We start from the raw sequence: 15,831 nt of genomic DNA, 5'->3' as shown, positions 1-15,831 counted from the left end.
CGACAAGCATCACCTGACAACAATAAGCCGAGCCTGACAAGAAGCGAGCAAGGCAGAAGAGCAACATCTGGGGAGAGATTGGAATGAAGCGCTTTAAGTTGGTTGCCGTGTTGGCCGCGTCCGTCGTCTGTTCCGCCGCTCAGGCCGAAGACAGTGTCACGATCGGCGTGCACGCCAGCTTTTCCGGTGCAGGCGCCGCGTTTGCGGAAGGCATGCTCGCCGCCACCGATTTTGCTGCCGAAGACGTTAACAAGGACGGCGGCCTCGAGGTCGGTGGCAAGCGTTACAAGATCCTGATCAAGCAATATGACGACCGCTATCGCGCTGCGGACGCGGTTACGGCCATGGATCGCCTCATGATCCAGGACGGAATCCATTTCGTGGTCGGTCCGATGGGCTCGGCGGCGGCGGTGGCGACGAAGGATCAGACCACGTCCGGGAAAGTCATCACCATGACGTTGGCTTTCACGCCGCGCGCCCTTGGGGCTGACGCGCCGTTCGCCTATCGGCCGGTGATCACCACCGGCGAGTTCTCGGACCCCCAGGTCGCCTTGCTCGCGAAGAACACGTCGGCCAAGCAAGTCGTGTCGCTGCTTCCCAACGACGAGACCGGGCAGCAAATCGGCGTGGCGAACTTCAACTCCTACGCCAAGGCCGGAGCCAAGCTGCAGGTCGAGTATTTCGAGCGTGAGCGCGTCGACTTCGTGCCAATTCTCACGCGCATCCTGATGAAGGCCGATGGCCTCGAGCTCGGCGGCAACTCGCCGACCACCGCCGGCCTCATCCTCAAGCAGGCCCGCGAGCTGGGATATCGCGGTCCGGTGTTCGTCACCGGCGGCGATGTGGCTGCCGAGATGCTCAAGGTCGCGGGCAAGGACGCGGCCGAAGGCGTCTACGTTCATCTGCCTATCGACATCGGCCTGCCGGATACGGCGGCCTACGTGACCCGCTTCAAGGCCAAGTACGGGCAGAACATGAACGGCTTCAGCCCGTTCTTCTATGCCGGCCTGCAGATGTTGTTCACGGCCATGAAGAAGGCCGGGACCGTTGACGACACGACGAAGATCGCAACGACGCTCGATGGACTGTCAGACGTCCCGACCGCGATGGGCAAGGCGGGTTGGACCGGCCAGCAGAAATACGGAATCAAGCACCAGATCGATCTTCCCTTCTATGTGGGGCAGATCAAGGACGGCGTTGTCACGAAGGTGGCGACTTGCGATGTCAACGCGTGCCGGTAAGCGATCGCTGAAACGGGCGGGGCGCGTTCCGCGCCTCGCCGATACGATTGGAGTCGTCATCCCGTGAGCATGGATTTCATTTTGGCCCAGACGGTCGTCAACGGCCTCATGGTCGGCATGATCTATGTGCTGATGGCCATTGGTTTCACCATGGTGTTCGGCATCATGCGCATCGTCAATTTTGCGCACGGCGAGTTCTACATGATCGGCGCTTTCCTGTTCGCCATCCTCTACGGCAGCAACGGCATGCCGTTCGCCGTCAGCGTTCTGCTCGCGATCGGCGCAACGGCCTTGCTCGGGCTGTTGATGGAGAGAGTTGTTTTCCGCCGGTTTCGCGGCAACGAGCTGAACGGCATGATTGCGTCCGTCGGCGTTGCGCTCATCCTGCAGAATAGCGCATTGCTGCTGTGGGGATCCTCGGCCCGCACCGTGCCGCCTGTCGTCTCCGGGGTTCTGTCCGTCGGCGGCATCGTATTCCCGTGGTCGCGGCTAGTCGTCATCATCGGGGCGATCGTCGCCGTCGTGTCGCTCAATCTGCTGATCGGGCATACCCGAATTGGCCGCGCCATGCGCGCCGTGGCCCAGGACTCCGAGATTGCCCAGGTGCAGGGCATTCGCGTCGACGTGATATTTCCCGCCGCATTCGTGCTGGGCGTCAGCCTCGCGGCATTCGCCGGCGTTCTCATGGCGCCGGTTCTATCGGTTTCGCCGTTCATCGGTCTGGCGCCGACGTTGAAAGCCTTCGTGATCGTCGTCATCGGAGGGCTTGGCAGTGTTCCCGGCGCAGTGGTCGGCGGCCTGCTCATCGGCCTGATCGAGAGTTTCGCCGGCACTTTCGTCAGCGCCTCGCTCTCCGAGATCCTGCAATTCCTGGTTGTGATCGGGGTCGTGCTGCTGCGCCCGCAGGGCTTGTTGGGTCGAAAGGAGCGTGAGGCATGAATCCGTCCACGACAAAGCCGATGTCTTACGCCGCGGTCGCGGTGGCGGTCATTCTTGCCGTGCTGCTGCCGTGGTTCGCGCCGAACCAGTTCTACATCCACCTGGCGACGGTCGGCTGCATCAACCTGATGCTCGTGCTGGGCCTGGCCATCATTGCGCGTGCGGGGCAGTTGTCCATGGGCCATGGCGGCTTTGCGCTGGTCGGCGGATACGTTTCGGCCCTGTTGTCGATGAAGGGATGGCCGCCTCTGCTGACCCTGTTCATCGCGGGGCTGACCGCGGCCGTCATCGCCGCCGCTCTCGGCTGGATCATCCTGCGTTTGCGCGGCGTGTACTTCGTGCTGGTGGCTTTTGCATTCAGCCAGATTGCGGTGCTGCTGGCGCTGGACATGAGCTCGATCACCGGCGGTGCGAACGGGCTCGTCGGCGTGCCCCCGATCTCGATCTTCGGCTACGTCCTTCGCGCCAAGCCGCAATTCTATCCCTTTGCGCTCGTCTGTGCGCTCGCGACACTGCTCCTGACCTGGCTGCTCTACCGCTCGCCGCTGGGCACGATGATGGCGGCGACCGCCGAGAACCAGCGCCTGACTGAATCGAGCGGCATCGACACGCACCGGGTCCAGGTGATTGCCTTTACGATCGGATCGGGCATCGCAGGCTTCGCGGGGGCACTGTCCACGCATTATCTCCGCTTCATTTCGCCGGATTCATATACGTTCTGGGAGTCCGTATCCTACCTGACCATGCTGGTCGTCGGCGGGCGCGACGGTGTGCTGGGACCGGTCGTTGGCGTGCTGGTCCTGACACCCCTGCCGGAGCTGCTGCGATCCACCGAAGGGCTGCAGCACATCATCTACGGGACCATGCTCGTGCTCTGCCTGATGTTCGTGCCGAACGGTCTGGCGAGCCTTGTCCAGACTTGGCGCTCGCGCCAGCGGGTCGCGAGGACCACCACCGCGGTCGTGGCCGAGGAAGTGACATGAGCATGCTCGAAGTCGATAGCCTGAAGCGGTCGTTCGGCGGGCTTGTCGCCGTCCGCAACGTCTCCTTTGAGGTCAATGAGGGAGACTTCCTCGGCCTCATCGGCCCGAACGGCGCGGGCAAGACCACGTTGTTCAACGTGATCTCGGGCGTGCTGAGACCGTCGGCAGGGACGATCCGGTTTCTGAACCGCAACATCTCTGGGCAACCGGCCAATCAAACCGTGCGCCAGGGCCTGTCGCGGACCTTCCAGGCCGCGACCCTCTATCCGGAAGCCACCGTCATTGAGAATGTCGCGCGTGGCACCTTGGGCGCGAGCCTGACCGGCCTGTCGAGCGGGTTTCTCTCGCGCAAATGGCGGGTCAACGCCGAAGAGAAGGCGTATCATGTGCTTGACCTGTTCGGGCTGAGGCGCCGCGCGGATTTGAAGGCGCGCGAACTCTCTTACGGCGAGCAGCGCCGCCTCGGCGTCGCGATCGCCCTCGCCAGCGAGCCGAAGCTCCTGATGCTGGATGAGCCCGTCGCCGGGCTCAATCCGGAGGAGGCGGCCGAGCTCGCATCGGTCCTCCGCCGGGTCAAGTCGGAGCGCGGCGTCACCATGGTGATGGTTGAACATCACATGCGGACCGTCATGGGCCTGTGCAATCGCGTCGTGGTGCTGGATCATGGCACGTTGATAGCGGACGGAACGCCCGCGGAGGTCGTGTCGAACCCGCTCGTGATTGAGGCGTATCTCGGCAAGGAGGCCGTCGATGCTTGAAGTTCGCGGCATCAGCGTCGCCTACGGCGCCCTCTCGGCGGTCCGCAATCTCAGCATGACCGTTGCCGATGGCGCCATCGTCTCCCTGATCGGCTCGAACGGTGCAGGCAAGACCACCACGATGAAGGCCATCATCGGCCTCAAGGCCGTCAGCTCCGGTGAGATCTATCTCGATGGCGAACGCGTTGAAGGCGTCCCGGCGTCGCAGCGCGTCGGCCGCGGTATCGCGCTTTCGCCGGAGGGCCGGCGCGTCTTCCCGCAGATGAGCGTGCTCGATAATCTGCTCGTGGGGGCTTATTCGCAGCGCGACGCGGCGCAGCAGAGGAAGACGCTGGACCAGATCTACGGATATTTTCCGCGTCTCGTGGAGCGGCGGAGCCAGATGGCGGGCTCGCTGTCGGGGGGCGAGCAGCAGATGGTCGCCATCGGCCGCGCTCTCATGGCAAGGCCCCGCCTGCTGCTGCTGGATGAGCCCTCGCTTGGGCTTGCACCGATCATCGTCGACGAGATCGCGCGCATCATCGTCGAGATCAACCGCGACATCGGCATGTCGATCATCCTGGTCGAGCAGAACGCGAAGCTGGCGCTCAATCTCTGCAACGAGGCTTTCGTGCTCGAAACCGGCGCGGTCGCGCTGAGCGGGAAAGGCAAGGAGTTGCTGGCCAGCGACTACGTGCGGCGGGCCTATCTCGGTATCTGAATGTTCTCTCTGTCTGGAAATTCCGGAGTTTTGACATGACGGGCTCTCTCACTTTCGGCTTCATCGGTCTGGGCGTCATGGGTGAACCCATGTGCCGGCACCTCGTCGAGAAGACGAAACAGAAAGTGCTGATTCACGACATCAACGCCGAACCCGTGGCGCGCCTGGTTCAGCTCGGCGCGGTTGATGCCGGGTCGGTCTCCGCGGCGGCGAAGGCTGACATCGTCTTCATTTCGATGCCCAGCGGCGAGCATCTCAAAAAGATCTGCGAGATGCCCGGCGGGCTGCTCGAGTCCGCGCGCGCCGGCCAGACCATCGTCGATCTCTCCACCAGCCCGCTGAAATTGACGCGCGAGCTCGCCGGCAAGTTCGCCGCCAAGCGAGCTGACTATGCGGATGCCCCAGTTGCCCGCACCCGGGCGGCGGCTGAGGCAGGGACGCTTGCGATCTCGGTTGGGGCAACACCGGACGTATTCACCCGCATCGAGCCGCTGCTCCGCTGCTTTGCTTCCGAAGTGACCCATTGCGGCGAGGTCGGATCGGGGCAGGTCGTAAAGATCCTCAACAACATGGTCGTCGTCGGGACTGTGACCGCGCTGTGCGAGGCTGCCGCGATCGCGGAATCGGCCGGCGTGTCGACCAAGACCCTGTTCGACGCTTTCTCCAAGGGCTCCGCGGACAGCTTCGCGCTGCGCAACCACGGTTACAAGGCGGTTGCCGCGCGCGAATTTCCTGAGCGGGTGTTCTCGACCGACTACATGCACAAGGACATCTCCTATGCGCTCGACATGGCGCGGGATGCCGGAATCGATGCGAAGGAGGCCGCGCTTGGCGCCAGTCTCCTGACCGAGGCCTCGCGGAGCGGTTTCGGAGCGAACTATTGGCCGGTGATCGTGAAGGTGATCGAGCGTTCGTCCAAATAGCGATGAAGAAACGCGTGGGGTGGCCTGCGGCAATGCTGACCGGCTGGCCATCCCCGCGTCGACATTGGGGTTGGTGCAAGAAACGATAAAAAATCAAGGGAGGGATTCGTGCGGGTGTTGGTGTTGACGATCGCGCTGCTTCTTTCAGGCTGGAGCCACGCGGCGGCGGAAAACTATCCCTCGCAACGCATCACGGTGATCGCGCCGTTTGCACCCGGCAGCGGAACCGACGGTGTTGCGCGGATCGTGTTTCAGCGGCTGTCCGAGCTGCTCAAGACGACGATCGTCATCGACAACCGTGTCGGCGCCAATGGAGCGCTGGGCGCGACGGCGGCGGCCCGTTCGGCGCCGGACGGATACACCTTGCTGGTTGGCGGCACCTCCACGCATGCCGCCAATCCCAGCATGCTTAAGTCCATCCAGTACGATCCCATCGCCGACTTCGTTCCGATTTCGCAGTTCGGCGTGTTTCCCTATTTCCTGATCGTCGATCCCGGCCTGCCCGTCAAAAGCGTCGCGGACCTCGTGGCTCTGGCCAAGAGCAAGCCTGGCACGTTAACGTTCGGCTATGCCAACGCGCTTGGCCAATTGTCCGGCGAGGCATTCAAGCGCCGGGCGGGCATCGATATCGCCGCCGTGCCCTACCGCAACAGTCCGCAGGTCGTGACCGACATCATCGCCCAGCGCGTCTCGATGACGTTCATGGATATGGCGCCTGCAGTCTCGCAAGTGGAGGCAGGCCAGGCGCGTGCGATCGCAACCACGAACCCGGCCCGTGCTTCGCAATTCCCCGACATTCCGACCATGAAGGAGGGCGGGGTCGCGTTCCTCAATATCTCCGCATGGTCCGGGCTGTTCGCGCCGAAGGGCACGCCGCCGGAGATCGTCGCGAAGCTTTCGGAAGGGGTACGCGAGGTTTTAGCGGAGCCCGAGATCCGCGGCCGTCTCGCCGATATCGGCTTCGAGGTGCAATGGATCGGACCGGCGGATTTCGCCAAACACGTCAAGGACGATATCGAATTGTGGGCCACGACAACGAAGGAAGCTGGCATCGAACGCCAGTAGGTACCGACATGTCCGAGTATGAAATATACGCGATCCGATACGCCAAAAAGGACGAGCGCCGCGCATCGGAGAACTTCATCGACAACAGCGATGTGCCGGATACGCCGATGCCGCTGGATTTCTTTGTCTGGGCGCTGGTCGGCCGGGACCGCACGGTGATCGTCGATACCGGCTTCGACGAGCAGGCGGGCAAGCCGCGCAACTATGCCGTCACACGTCCGGTCGCCGAAGGCCTCAAGCAGATCGGTATCAACCCCGATAGCGTCAAGGACGTCATCCTCACCCACATGCATTGGGACCATGCGGGCAACCACGACCTGTTTCCGCAAGCCCGCTATCACGTGCAGGAGCGCGAGATGCATTTCTGCACGGGCCGCTGCATGTGCGACGCCGAGCAGAAGAAGGCCTACAACGCGGAAGACGTGCGCCATATTGTCAGGCGGAACTTCGAAGGGCGAGTGACCCTTCACGATCCCAACTCCGATTTCGACGACGGAATATCCCTGCACTGGCTGGGTGGCCATACCGCGGGACTTCAGGTCGTGAGGGTGAAGACGCGCCGCGGTCATGTGGTGCTGGCCTCGGACGCCTCGCACTATTACGCCAACATCATGCAGCGTCGGCCGTTCCCGGTGCTGTTCGACACGAACCAGATGCTGAACGGCTTTGCGGTGATCCAGAAGTTGGCTGATAGCCCGTCGCACATTATTCCCGGGCACGATCGGCAGGTGGTCTCGCTGTTTCCCGCCGCGCGCGAGGGGATCGACGGGATTGCGCGACTGGACGCCGATCCCCGTGGAAGTCCAGCCTAAGCATCGAGCGAAGCCAGACCCGAAGGCCGGCGCGGGGGCGCCGTCCGGACCAGACACTTGAATTCGCCAGTTGCGGAGATGATTGACCATGCCGAAGAAGTACGGAATTGCCATTGCCAACAAAACGGTGAGCGCACCGAACCAGGAATGGTTCGCCGCCATAAATCCCTATAGCCGCGAGGAATGGGCCTTGGTGCCGCAGGCAACGCCCGCGCAGGTGGCCGATGCGATCGCGGCGGCGAGGGGAGCCTATGAAACCGTCTGGAGCAAGACCACTGGTCTTGCCCGCGCGAATTTGCTGAACAGGCTCGCCGATCTGCTCGATGCCCAGGCCGAGCGCATCGCCATCATGGAGAGCACCGACAACGGAAAGATCATCCGGGAGACGCACGGGCAGATGCATTTTGCTGCCCGTGCCTACCGGTTCTTCGCAGGCTGCGCCGACAAGATCTTCGGCGATACGATTCCGTTGGACCAGCGCGACGTGTTCGACTTCACGCGCCGGGAGCCGATCGGCGTCGCTGTGCTGATCACCGCCTGGAATTCGCCGATGGGCCTGCTTGCCAACAAGCTGGCGCCGGCACTGGCGGCGGGCAATTGCGTCGTCATCAAGCCGTCCGAGCATGCCTCGGTGACGACGCTGGAATTCGCCGAGCTGGTCCGCGAGGCGGGGTTTCCGGCAGGCGTGGTCAACGTCGTCACCGGCGATTACAGGACGGGGCAGGCGCTGCTCTCGAACGGCCGGATTGACCGTGTCAGTTTCACAGGCAGCCCGAATGTCGGCCGCCAGATCGCGGCGGAGGCGGGCCGGTCCCTTGTTCCGGTCACGCTGGAGCTGGGTGGCAAGTCTCCCAATGTCATCTTCGAAGACGCCGACCTCGACAAGGCGACCGTCGGGGCCCTCGCCGGCATTTTCGGCGCGACCGGGCAGACATGCATCGCCGGCTCGCGGCTCCTCGTGCAGCATTCCGTTCACGATGACATCGTGAAGCGTCTCGTCGCCCGGGCGCACAAGATCAGGCTCGGCAATCCCCTGGACAAGGCGACGGATATGGGGACCGTGGCAAACGAGCCGCAGTTCGCGCGCATCCTAAAATGCATCGGCGATGCTCAAAAGGAAGGGGCCGTTCTCGCGTGTGGCGGTAAGCCCGCGACGGGCGATGGCCTTGGCAACGGCCTGTTCATCGAGCCGACCATCTTCACGGGCGTGGAGAACAAGATGGCGATTGCCCAGGAAGAGGTGTTCGGACCTGTGCTCTCGATCATTCCTTTCGACACGGAGGAGGAGGCCATCGCCATCGCCAACGACAGCAAGTATGGCCTCGCGTCCGGAATCTGGACGACAAACCTGTCGCGCGCCTTGCGCGTGTCGCGGGCTGTCCACGCCGGAACGGTCTGGGTGAATACATACCGCGCCTCCAGTGCGATGGCGCCGTTCGGCGGGTTCAAGGAGTCCGGCTTCGGAAAGGAGCGCGGCGTTGCGGCGCTGGACGAGTTCCTGCAGACCAAGAACGTCATGATCGATTTTTCAAACGAAGAGCGTGATCCATTTGCGCTGAAATTGTGAGAATGACGATGGACCGGCGCCAATCTGCAATTCCGCGTGATCTCCAGCGACGCTGGTGAATGGCAGCGATTGATCTGATCGCCGTCGCCCTTGAGGCGTTTACCTCCATCGATTTGAGCTCCGCAGCCGATGCGGCCGCGGAGTTCTCTTTTCCGGAGGGGAGAGGGGGGCGCACCGGCGATGTGGATGGTAGGCACTCGCCGCTGTTTGCTAGCGTCGCACAGAGCTATGGAAGTAACGCAGAGCGACGGGTAAGAGCCCAGCGACCATATGATGCCGATAACATCTTTCGCTCCGCCATTCCACCTCCCGGACAATTGGAACCCTCGCCATAGGTGTGATCAGTCGCGCTGGGACCATTCGACACAGCGTAGCCCCTTGCTTTCCCAGATGAATCTCATACGGTCCCGCAAATTGGTGCAATCAAGATGCAGCTGAGGCAGGAGCGGCTCACGCGAGCCAACGTCTTAGAATGCCAGTCTGATCGGAAATGAAACATTAAAAATCGAGGTTGCTGCTCTGGGGCAACGAGCTGACGAGCGCGAAGCATACGAATTTGGGCCGTTCCGTTTGGTTGTGCCCCAAAGGTTGCTTGTAAAAGAGAACGAGCCGGTGGCGCTTGGCGGCCGTGCTCTCGATCTCCTGATCGCTCTGGTCCAACGCGCTGGAGAGGTCGTGAACCGCAGGGAATTGATCAAGCGGGTCTGGCCGGACCTTGTGGTCGAAGAAGCAAATCTTCGAGTCCATATTAGTAATCTGCGCAGAGCGCTCGGCGACGGCTATATCGCTAGTGTCGCCGGTCGAGGCTATTGTTTCGCCGCATCGGTCCGGCGGATCGCGATAGGTGACTCATCTGCGGATGCCTCCATCGGGCGGCTTCAACGTCAACAACTTCCCGCGCGCTTGCAGCGCATGCTAGGTCGGGATGATACCGTTGAGACCCTGCGCGCATGGGTAAAGTCCCGTCGCTTTGTCACCATCGTTGGGCCCGGCGGCGTGGGGAAATCGACTGTGGCTGTCGCGCTGGCTCACGACTTGGCAGCGGATTTCCTAGATAACGTGTGCTTTGTTGATCTCAGCCCCCTCCGCGACGGTGCGCTGGTCGTCTCGGCGGTTGCATCAGCGGTCGGCTGTGCTGGAGAGACGCAGGACTCGTTGCCCAGGCTTTTGGCGTTTCTCGCCGGCAGGAAGATTCTCTTCGTCCTCGACAGCTGCGAACATGTTGTTGAGTCCGTGGCAGCGCTGACAGAGAGTCTCTTTCGAGAGGCGCCCCTGGTCCACATCATTGCGACCAGCCGAGAAGCGTTGCGGGTTCAGGGCGAGAACGTTCATCCGCTGCAGTCGCTTGACAGCTCATCGATGGGGGCGAACCCGACCGCGGCCGACGCGCTGACTTCTGCCGCGGTGAAGCTTTTCATGGACCGGGCCCTTGCTTCGGGATATCGACACAACCTGACGGATGCGGACGCCCCGATCGTCGTGAAAATTTGCCGTCGATTGGACGGGATCCCATTAGCCTTAGAGCTGGCGGCCAGCAGGGCGGGCAGTTACGGCGTTCACGGGCTCGCGCGACTTTTGGGCGATCGCCTGATGCTGCTCTGGAGGGGACGTCGCAACGTGCCCCGGCATGAGACCCTCGCCGCAATGCTCGATTGGAGCTTCAAGCTCCTTTCCGAGCAAGAGAGATCGGTCCTGTGCTCTCTATCGGTCTTTGTCGGGGCGTTCACTCTCGACATGGCGCAGGCCGTTGCATCCGAAGCGGACCACGAGGAATTCGCGGTCCTGGACGTCGTTGCAAGTCTGGTCGACAAATCACTGATTTCAATATCAAGAACGGGGCAGGCAACTTCATATCGGCTGCTTGACACGACACGCGCTCATGCGGCGGTCAAGCTGAGGGAGCGGGGGGGCGAATACGTCATCGCGAGACGACACGCTCTGCATTTCCGGCGCTATCTCGGGGAAGTGCGGATCGAAAGTCTCAGCGAGTCTGGTTTGGCCGATTATGCTCGATATGTCGGCGATATCAGGTCGGCGCTCGAATGGAGCTTTTCGGAAGCGGGCGACCGTTCGATCTCCGTGGCGCTCGGCGCAGCCGCAGTGCCGCTGTTTCTTGCGATTTCAATGTTAAGCGAGTGCCGCCGCTGGTGCCTGCGAGTCCTTGCTGCGCTACCGCGGGACGTTCAGGGAGATACACTCGAGATCGGGCTGCAGCTGGCATTAGCGATATCGTCGCACCATTCTTATAACGATACGGCGGAAGTGGCACGTGCGCTGGAGCGCGGACTTGCCCTCGCGGACTCACTTGGAGATGCCGCGTATCAACTGGAGTTTCTCGCAGGCCTCAATGCCTTTGGGACCCGTCTTGCGGATGCCGGTGTTCCGCTAGCCGCGGCGGAACGATATGCCTCCATCGCCAAGGATCGCGACAGTTCCAAAGAGATAGTAACTGCCGAGTGGATGCTTGGATCGAGCCATCATCTGATCGGAGACCAAGCGTCGGCGTTAAGAAGTTACGAAAGGGGCCTAGAGCATGCGAGGACGACCGGCGTTAGCGAGGTGCGTTGCTTTGGCTACAGTCATCGCGCAAGAGCCCTGATCGGGTATGCGCGGACACTGTGGCTTCGTGGATTTCCCGATCAGGCCGTCCAATTCGCGCATGAAGGCATTGAACTTGCCCGGCGAGAGGCGCAGCCGGTGTCGTTTGCCGTTTGCCTTGGTCTGGCATTTGCCGCTCCGATGTTTCTATGGCGGGGTGACCTGGAGGTTGCGGAAGACCTTATCCAGCAGCTTGTCGCCCATGCCGACAGGTACTCGCTCAAGTCCTACCAAGCCGCTGGCCTTGGCATGCGCGGGGAGCTGATGATGATGAGGGGAGAGACGCAGGTCGCTATCAAGATTCTTCGAACTGCGCTGCCGATCCTGCAATCGGAGCGGCGGTACTTCTTTATATCCGCATGCTCGCGTGCGCTAGCGGAGGCTTTGGCGCTCAGCGGCCGGGCAGCGGAAGCAATGATCATCATCGATGCGGTCCTTGCCGAGGGTGCGAGTGGCTCCGGCCACTTCGACGTGCCGGAATTGCTGCGGACCCGCGCCGAGGTGCTGTTGGCGGAATCACCCGATAGCTGGCCGGAAGCTGAGGCCGCGCTCAAGGGCTCGCTTGATCTGGCACGGCGGCAGTCGGCGATCGGCTGGGAACTACGTTCGGCAACTCGGCTCAGTCGGATATGGCGGGATCGGGGGCGTAACGAGGAGGCGCGATCCCTGCTTGCGGATGTTCTCGCCAGGTTTACGGAAGGATTTGACACGGCCGATCTGCGCGAGGCGGCAGCTCAATTGCGCGAGTTTGGGGGATAGGTATCTTCCGACGGGCGGCGCCTTAACCTGAGGAGCCAGCCCGCTTCGTCGCGGATTACCCGATTTCGTGCCTCGGACTTTCGGCCGAACGCCGAAGGATATCGTGAAGCCAAGCGTGGGACGGCTCATCATCGACGCGTTCGTGCCATAGAAGCCTGATCTCAACCGGCGTCGTTGCATAAGGCAATTCGTGCGTCCTTATTGCGTATCTTCGTTCAAAAGCCTTTGCGAGTGGACGCGGAACGATCGCTGCGAGCCCGGTATCCTCGAACATCAGCGCCGTCTTGAACCGGCGAGGATGCGCCGAGAATACGCCTATGGCCACATCGATACGGCCGAGGTCAATCTGCTCGGCAAGATCAATCCGGGTCACCGGTTTGATGGTCAGATCGACGGATGGCGCTGAGGCCTCCAACAGCTTCAGCCGCGGCGCGCAGAGCACCATCGTGGTGAAGTCGTTCGCAGCAAGGGTAAATTGCTTCGTCGAAGTCTTGGGATCGAAGTGAGGAAGCTCGACGGCCACTCTGGCGTTCGCAGCGCTTCGCGTATCTGCGAAGCCATCGCCAGCGCGCGCGCCGTCGGCTGCATGCCTGTTGCCGTACGGACCGGTCGTCCTCCAGCATTTCACGCAGGCGAGCGAGCGAGTGACTAACCGCGGACTGGCTCAGGGCGACCTTGTGGCTCGCCCTGAGAACGCTTCGCTCCTCCATGATGGCATCGAATACCTTCAAAAGGTTCAGGTCCAGTGTGTTGAAGGACATCGGCACGATTTGGGATCCATCAGGAACGAACGGCTGCTTCAGACGAAGCAGTTAACGCCAACCGCGTTGCTGCGCAATCCACCCTCCTACCGAGGCGCACCTTTGTGAGTGCGATTCAGGATCATATTGCAGCAATTTCACTTCTGCCTCGCCGAGACCCGGCCATATTGGAGACACTGTCCCGACGACGCACGACGGGAATCGTGACATCTCAGAACGTACAGTGCTCAAGGACTTTAGCGAAGAGCGAGGCGACGATGCGTGATCGAGAGGAACCAATCTGGTGCTCCCACTACCCCGAGGAGAGGGAAGTGCAGTAATCGCGCTGTTCTATTTGCCCGCTGGACGCATTTCGTACGATCTCGGAGCACCGTCCTGGCAGATGTCGATGATCGCTATTCGGCGCGCGCACCGTATGGAGCCGGCGGGCCCGGCGGCACAAACTGCATGCGGGGTCGGGGACCCCGACGTAAGACGACGGGTTTCCGGTGCGATGGATCTCGTGCTGCGTCGTCTCGGCATTCTCGATGGAGCTGTTAGATGATTCACCAACGGCCCAATCGCAAGAATTTGCAACAACTCACAACGCTGCACTGGCTCGCTGTCGCTGGAGGCGCAAACTGTGCCAACGCTCCTTGAGTTGAAGGAGACCAATCCAGGAGAGCCTATTATGTGCGATGTCAACAACCGGGTCGAAGCCGAAACCTTTGCATCTCCTTGCTCGGAGCGGCGCAAGAATCCAGTCTCGAGCGAGGCTCCTTCGGATTTCGAGGTCGTGCTCCTTGCCATCGCAGGTCACGATCTCAGGCAGCCGCTGCAAATACTGCAGAGCGCGCAAGAGCGATTGGGGAATGGCTCTCGGACAAAATCCGAGCTGCGCCTCTTGGAAATTGGCCAAAATGCTATCGATCAGTTGAAGCGGCAGCTCGATCAGCTCATAGGGGCGGTTCGCTTGCACCAGCGCGCCGACCATATGCAATTGGCGCCGGTCAGCCTCGAGCCATTGCTGCAACAAGTTAGCCGTGACAATGAATCCTTCGCGACCGAAAAAGGAATACAGATTCGCGTCGTGCCGAGCAGATCACTCGTGATGAGCGACGCCTTTTTGCTTGGTGCGATCCTCGGCAATTTGGTCGGCAACGCGGTCAAATATACGCGACCGGGAGGCCGTATCCTAATGGGTTGCCGTCGTTTCGGCAGCCGCATCCGGATCGATGTGATCGACACCGGCATAGGCATGACCAGCCACGAGATGGCGAGGATCTTTGATGCGTTCACGCGGATTGATTCGACCGAGTCCGATGGACTTGGAATCGGTCTCTTCATCGTGCGTCGTGCGACCGCGATCATTGGCCATCGTATCGATGTAAACTCCGCGCCGTCACACGGAACGCGGTTTTCCATCCTGGCAGAAATGGCTTGAGGGCGAAGTGAAGTCGCTGTCGAAGTACGTGAGGATCCCTCAGATGATTCCGCCGTTGGCCCTGATCACCTCGCCGTTGATCCAGGCGCCATCCTGGCCGGCGAGAAAAGCCACGATCGCCGCGATGTCGACGGGCTGACCAGGCCGATCGAGAGGTGCGAGGCTTGGGCGATGATCGATTGCTTCCCGCGAGTTTCCCTCAGGAAACAGTGCCGTCGCGATCGGCCCCGGAGCAATTGCGTTGACGGTTATCTTCCTGCCGCGGAGCTCCTTTGCGAGCACGCGCGTCATCGTCTCGACTCCCGCCTTCGTAGCGGCATAGATGGCATAGCTCGGATGAAGGAGGTCCACCTGACTGGATGAGAGGCTGATGATACGGCCGCCTTGACGGATCCTGCGGGCCGCTTCACGGAGAGTGTTGAAGGCTCCCTTTAGGTTGACTGCGATCTGGGCGTCGAATTGCGCGTCGGTGGCTTCGGCGATCGGTGAAAGCTGCATGATGCCGGCATTGTTCACCAGCACATCTACGCCGCCGAAGGCGACGTCTGCCATCTCGAACATGCGCTCTACGTCGGAGGGCTGACTTACATCGGCCTGCGCCACGATGGCGCGTCCGCCAGCCATCTCGATCTTGTCGGCGAGAACGTCTGCTTCGGTTGCGCTGGCTGCATAGTTGATGACGACGCTAAAGCGGTCGCGGGAGAGCCTCTCGGCAATCGCCGCGCCGATGCCGCGCGCAGACCCGGTGATGATGGCAACTTTTCTTTGGGGGCTGGACATCGGCGCGCTCCTTGGGGCCAAGTGCTTCACTATGCACTGGACGGTATCGAATTGTGCACGGTCCCGTCGCTCCTTCGGTCTCGCAGCTCTATTTGGCGAGGCGATGACACACCGCTCGGCGGGAATTCTCGGAAGAGTATTACCGAGCCTGCCGAATGCCGGCCGTCTGTTTTTGCAAAAGTCCGTAAATCGTCGCAGTGCGATCGCGTACGGAGGCACTGGAAGTGCGCACACTCACTTACGCGGCGCTCAACAAAAAGAGATTGGCCAGCCCGCATGCTTGTGACTAGTCAACCGGTGTCCATCCTATCAAGCGAGTCCGAAGTATGACATCCGACATCTTGAAGAAGATCGAGTCCTACAAGCGTGAGGAGATCGCGCTAGCCAAGCTCGAGCGGCTCGGGATGGGAACCTTTTTGGTCGGAGAGAGCCTGATGCGTCAGAACGACGTGAGCGGCGCAACGCGAACGTTGCTCGCGCGTGGACAGACCCGCGACGGCGCGGACGGCTTTTGAGGACCGC

Annotated in this window: 14 protein-coding genes; 12 read left to right on the top strand and 2 right to left on the bottom strand. The window is 61.6% G+C overall.

The window, feature by feature from the left end:
* The first annotated feature begins 83 nt into the window (after window positions 1-83).
* The 10 genes from JQ627_RS01755 (at window position 84) to JQ627_RS01710 (ending at window position 12,345) form a co-directional block, all read left to right on the top strand.
* Window positions 84-1,241 carry an ABC transporter substrate-binding protein gene (locus JQ627_RS01755; RefSeq protein ID WP_212482431.1) on the top strand — a complete coding sequence of 386 codons (1,158 nt, stop codon included), beginning with the start codon at window positions 84-86 and terminating at the stop codon, window positions 1,239-1,241.
* Window positions 1,242-1,310: 69 nt separating this feature from the next.
* The gene (locus tag JQ627_RS01750) at window positions 1,311-2,180 is read left to right on the top strand and encodes a branched-chain amino acid ABC transporter permease (protein WP_249142875.1); all 870 of its coding nucleotides are present in this window, start codon (window positions 1,311-1,313) and stop codon (window positions 2,178-2,180) included.
* Window positions 2,177-3,163, top strand: a complete 987-nt coding sequence (locus JQ627_RS01745; RefSeq protein WP_212482429.1) for a branched-chain amino acid ABC transporter permease — start codon at window positions 2,177-2,179, stop codon at window positions 3,161-3,163. The genes JQ627_RS01750 and JQ627_RS01745 overlap by 4 nt, the downstream gene beginning before the upstream one ends.
* Window positions 3,160-3,921, top strand: coding sequence for an ABC transporter ATP-binding protein (locus JQ627_RS01740; RefSeq protein WP_212482428.1), 762 nt, complete (start codon window positions 3,160-3,162; stop codon window positions 3,919-3,921). The genes JQ627_RS01745 and JQ627_RS01740 overlap by 4 nt, the downstream gene beginning before the upstream one ends.
* Window positions 3,914-4,621, top strand: a complete 708-nt coding sequence (locus JQ627_RS01735; protein WP_212482427.1) for an ABC transporter ATP-binding protein — start codon at window positions 3,914-3,916, stop codon at window positions 4,619-4,621. The genes JQ627_RS01740 and JQ627_RS01735 overlap by 8 nt, the downstream gene beginning before the upstream one ends.
* 35 nt (window positions 4,622-4,656) lie before the next feature.
* Window positions 4,657-5,544, top strand: coding sequence for an NAD(P)-dependent oxidoreductase (locus JQ627_RS01730; RefSeq protein ID WP_212482426.1), 888 nt, complete (start codon window positions 4,657-4,659; stop codon window positions 5,542-5,544).
* Window positions 5,545-5,652: 108 nt separating this feature from the next.
* A complete protein-coding gene (locus tag JQ627_RS01725) occupies window positions 5,653-6,609 on the top strand; it encodes a tripartite tricarboxylate transporter substrate binding protein (RefSeq protein WP_212482425.1) in 957 nt (318 codons plus the stop codon).
* 8 nt (window positions 6,610-6,617) lie between these two features.
* The gene (locus JQ627_RS01720; protein ID WP_212482424.1) at window positions 6,618-7,421 is read left to right on the top strand and encodes an N-acyl homoserine lactonase family protein; all 804 of its coding nucleotides are present in this window, start codon (window positions 6,618-6,620) and stop codon (window positions 7,419-7,421) included.
* Between the two features lie 88 nt (window positions 7,422-7,509).
* A complete protein-coding gene (locus JQ627_RS01715; RefSeq protein WP_212482423.1) occupies window positions 7,510-8,988 on the top strand; it encodes an aldehyde dehydrogenase in 1,479 nt (492 codons plus the stop codon).
* Between the two features lie 576 nt (window positions 8,989-9,564).
* Window positions 9,565-12,345: a winged helix-turn-helix domain-containing protein gene (locus tag JQ627_RS01710; RefSeq protein ID WP_312015730.1), complete on the top strand. Its 2,781-nt coding sequence runs from the start codon at window positions 9,565-9,567 to the stop codon at window positions 12,343-12,345.
* 55 nt (window positions 12,346-12,400) lie between these two features.
* Here JQ627_RS01710 and JQ627_RS39580 read toward each other — a convergent pair whose 3' ends face one another.
* The gene (locus JQ627_RS39580; protein WP_312015733.1) at window positions 12,401-12,868 is read right to left on the bottom strand and encodes a hypothetical protein; all 468 of its coding nucleotides are present in this window, start codon (window positions 12,866-12,868) and stop codon (window positions 12,401-12,403) included.
* Between the two features lie 908 nt (window positions 12,869-13,776).
* On the opposite strand from JQ627_RS39580, the gene JQ627_RS01700 reads away from it, so the two are divergent.
* Window positions 13,777-14,529 (top strand): sensor histidine kinase KdpD, encoded by a 753-nt coding sequence (locus tag JQ627_RS01700; protein WP_212482421.1) that lies wholly within the window; start codon window positions 13,777-13,779, stop codon window positions 14,527-14,529.
* 39 nt (window positions 14,530-14,568) lie between these two features.
* Here JQ627_RS01700 and JQ627_RS01695 read toward each other — a convergent pair whose 3' ends face one another.
* Window positions 14,569-15,309: an SDR family oxidoreductase gene (locus JQ627_RS01695; RefSeq protein ID WP_212482420.1), complete on the bottom strand. Its 741-nt coding sequence runs from the start codon at window positions 15,307-15,309 to the stop codon at window positions 14,569-14,571.
* A 326-nt stretch (window positions 15,310-15,635) separates the two neighbouring features.
* Here JQ627_RS01695 and JQ627_RS01690 point away from each other — a divergent pair, with 326 nt between their 5' ends.
* Window positions 15,636-15,824, top strand: coding sequence for a hypothetical protein (locus tag JQ627_RS01690; RefSeq protein WP_212483180.1), 189 nt, complete (start codon window positions 15,636-15,638; stop codon window positions 15,822-15,824).
* The last annotated feature ends 7 nt before the right edge of the window (window positions 15,825-15,831 follow it).

The organism is Bradyrhizobium liaoningense, assembly GCF_018130785.1.
GTDB classification, from domain to species: Bacteria; Pseudomonadota; Alphaproteobacteria; order Rhizobiales; family Xanthobacteraceae; genus Bradyrhizobium; species Bradyrhizobium liaoningense_A.
The sequence above is the reverse complement of the archived record's forward strand: the minus strand, read 5'-3'. Positions and strand labels throughout refer to the sequence as shown.

Excerpts from the sequence above, each read along its gene's own strand:
- JQ627_RS01755 (WP_212482431.1), top strand. The coding sequence starts at position 84 with ATGAAGCGCTTTAAGTTGGTTGCCGTGTTGGCCGCGTCCGTCGTCTGT.
- JQ627_RS01750 (WP_249142875.1), top strand. The coding sequence starts at position 1,311 with ATGGATTTCATTTTGGCCCAGACGGTCGTCAACGGCCTCATGGTCGGC.
- JQ627_RS01745 (WP_212482429.1), top strand. The coding sequence starts at position 2,177 with ATGAATCCGTCCACGACAAAGCCGATGTCTTACGCCGCGGTCGCGGTG.
- JQ627_RS01740 (WP_212482428.1), top strand. The coding sequence starts at position 3,160 with ATGAGCATGCTCGAAGTCGATAGCCTGAAGCGGTCGTTCGGCGGGCTT.
- JQ627_RS01735 (WP_212482427.1), top strand. The coding sequence starts at position 3,914 with ATGCTTGAAGTTCGCGGCATCAGCGTCGCCTACGGCGCCCTCTCGGCG.
- JQ627_RS01730 (WP_212482426.1), top strand. The coding sequence starts at position 4,657 with ATGACGGGCTCTCTCACTTTCGGCTTCATCGGTCTGGGCGTCATGGGT.
- JQ627_RS01720 (WP_212482424.1), top strand. The coding sequence starts at position 6,618 with ATGTCCGAGTATGAAATATACGCGATCCGATACGCCAAAAAGGACGAG.
- JQ627_RS01715 (WP_212482423.1), top strand. The coding sequence starts at position 7,510 with ATGCCGAAGAAGTACGGAATTGCCATTGCCAACAAAACGGTGAGCGCA.
- JQ627_RS01700 (WP_212482421.1), top strand. The coding sequence starts at position 13,777 with ATGTGCGATGTCAACAACCGGGTCGAAGCCGAAACCTTTGCATCTCCT.
- JQ627_RS01695 (WP_212482420.1), bottom strand. The coding sequence starts at position 15,309 with ATGTCCAGCCCCCAAAGAAAAGTTGCCATCATCACCGGGTCTGCGCGC.
- JQ627_RS01690 (WP_212483180.1), top strand. The coding sequence starts at position 15,636 with ATGACATCCGACATCTTGAAGAAGATCGAGTCCTACAAGCGTGAGGAG.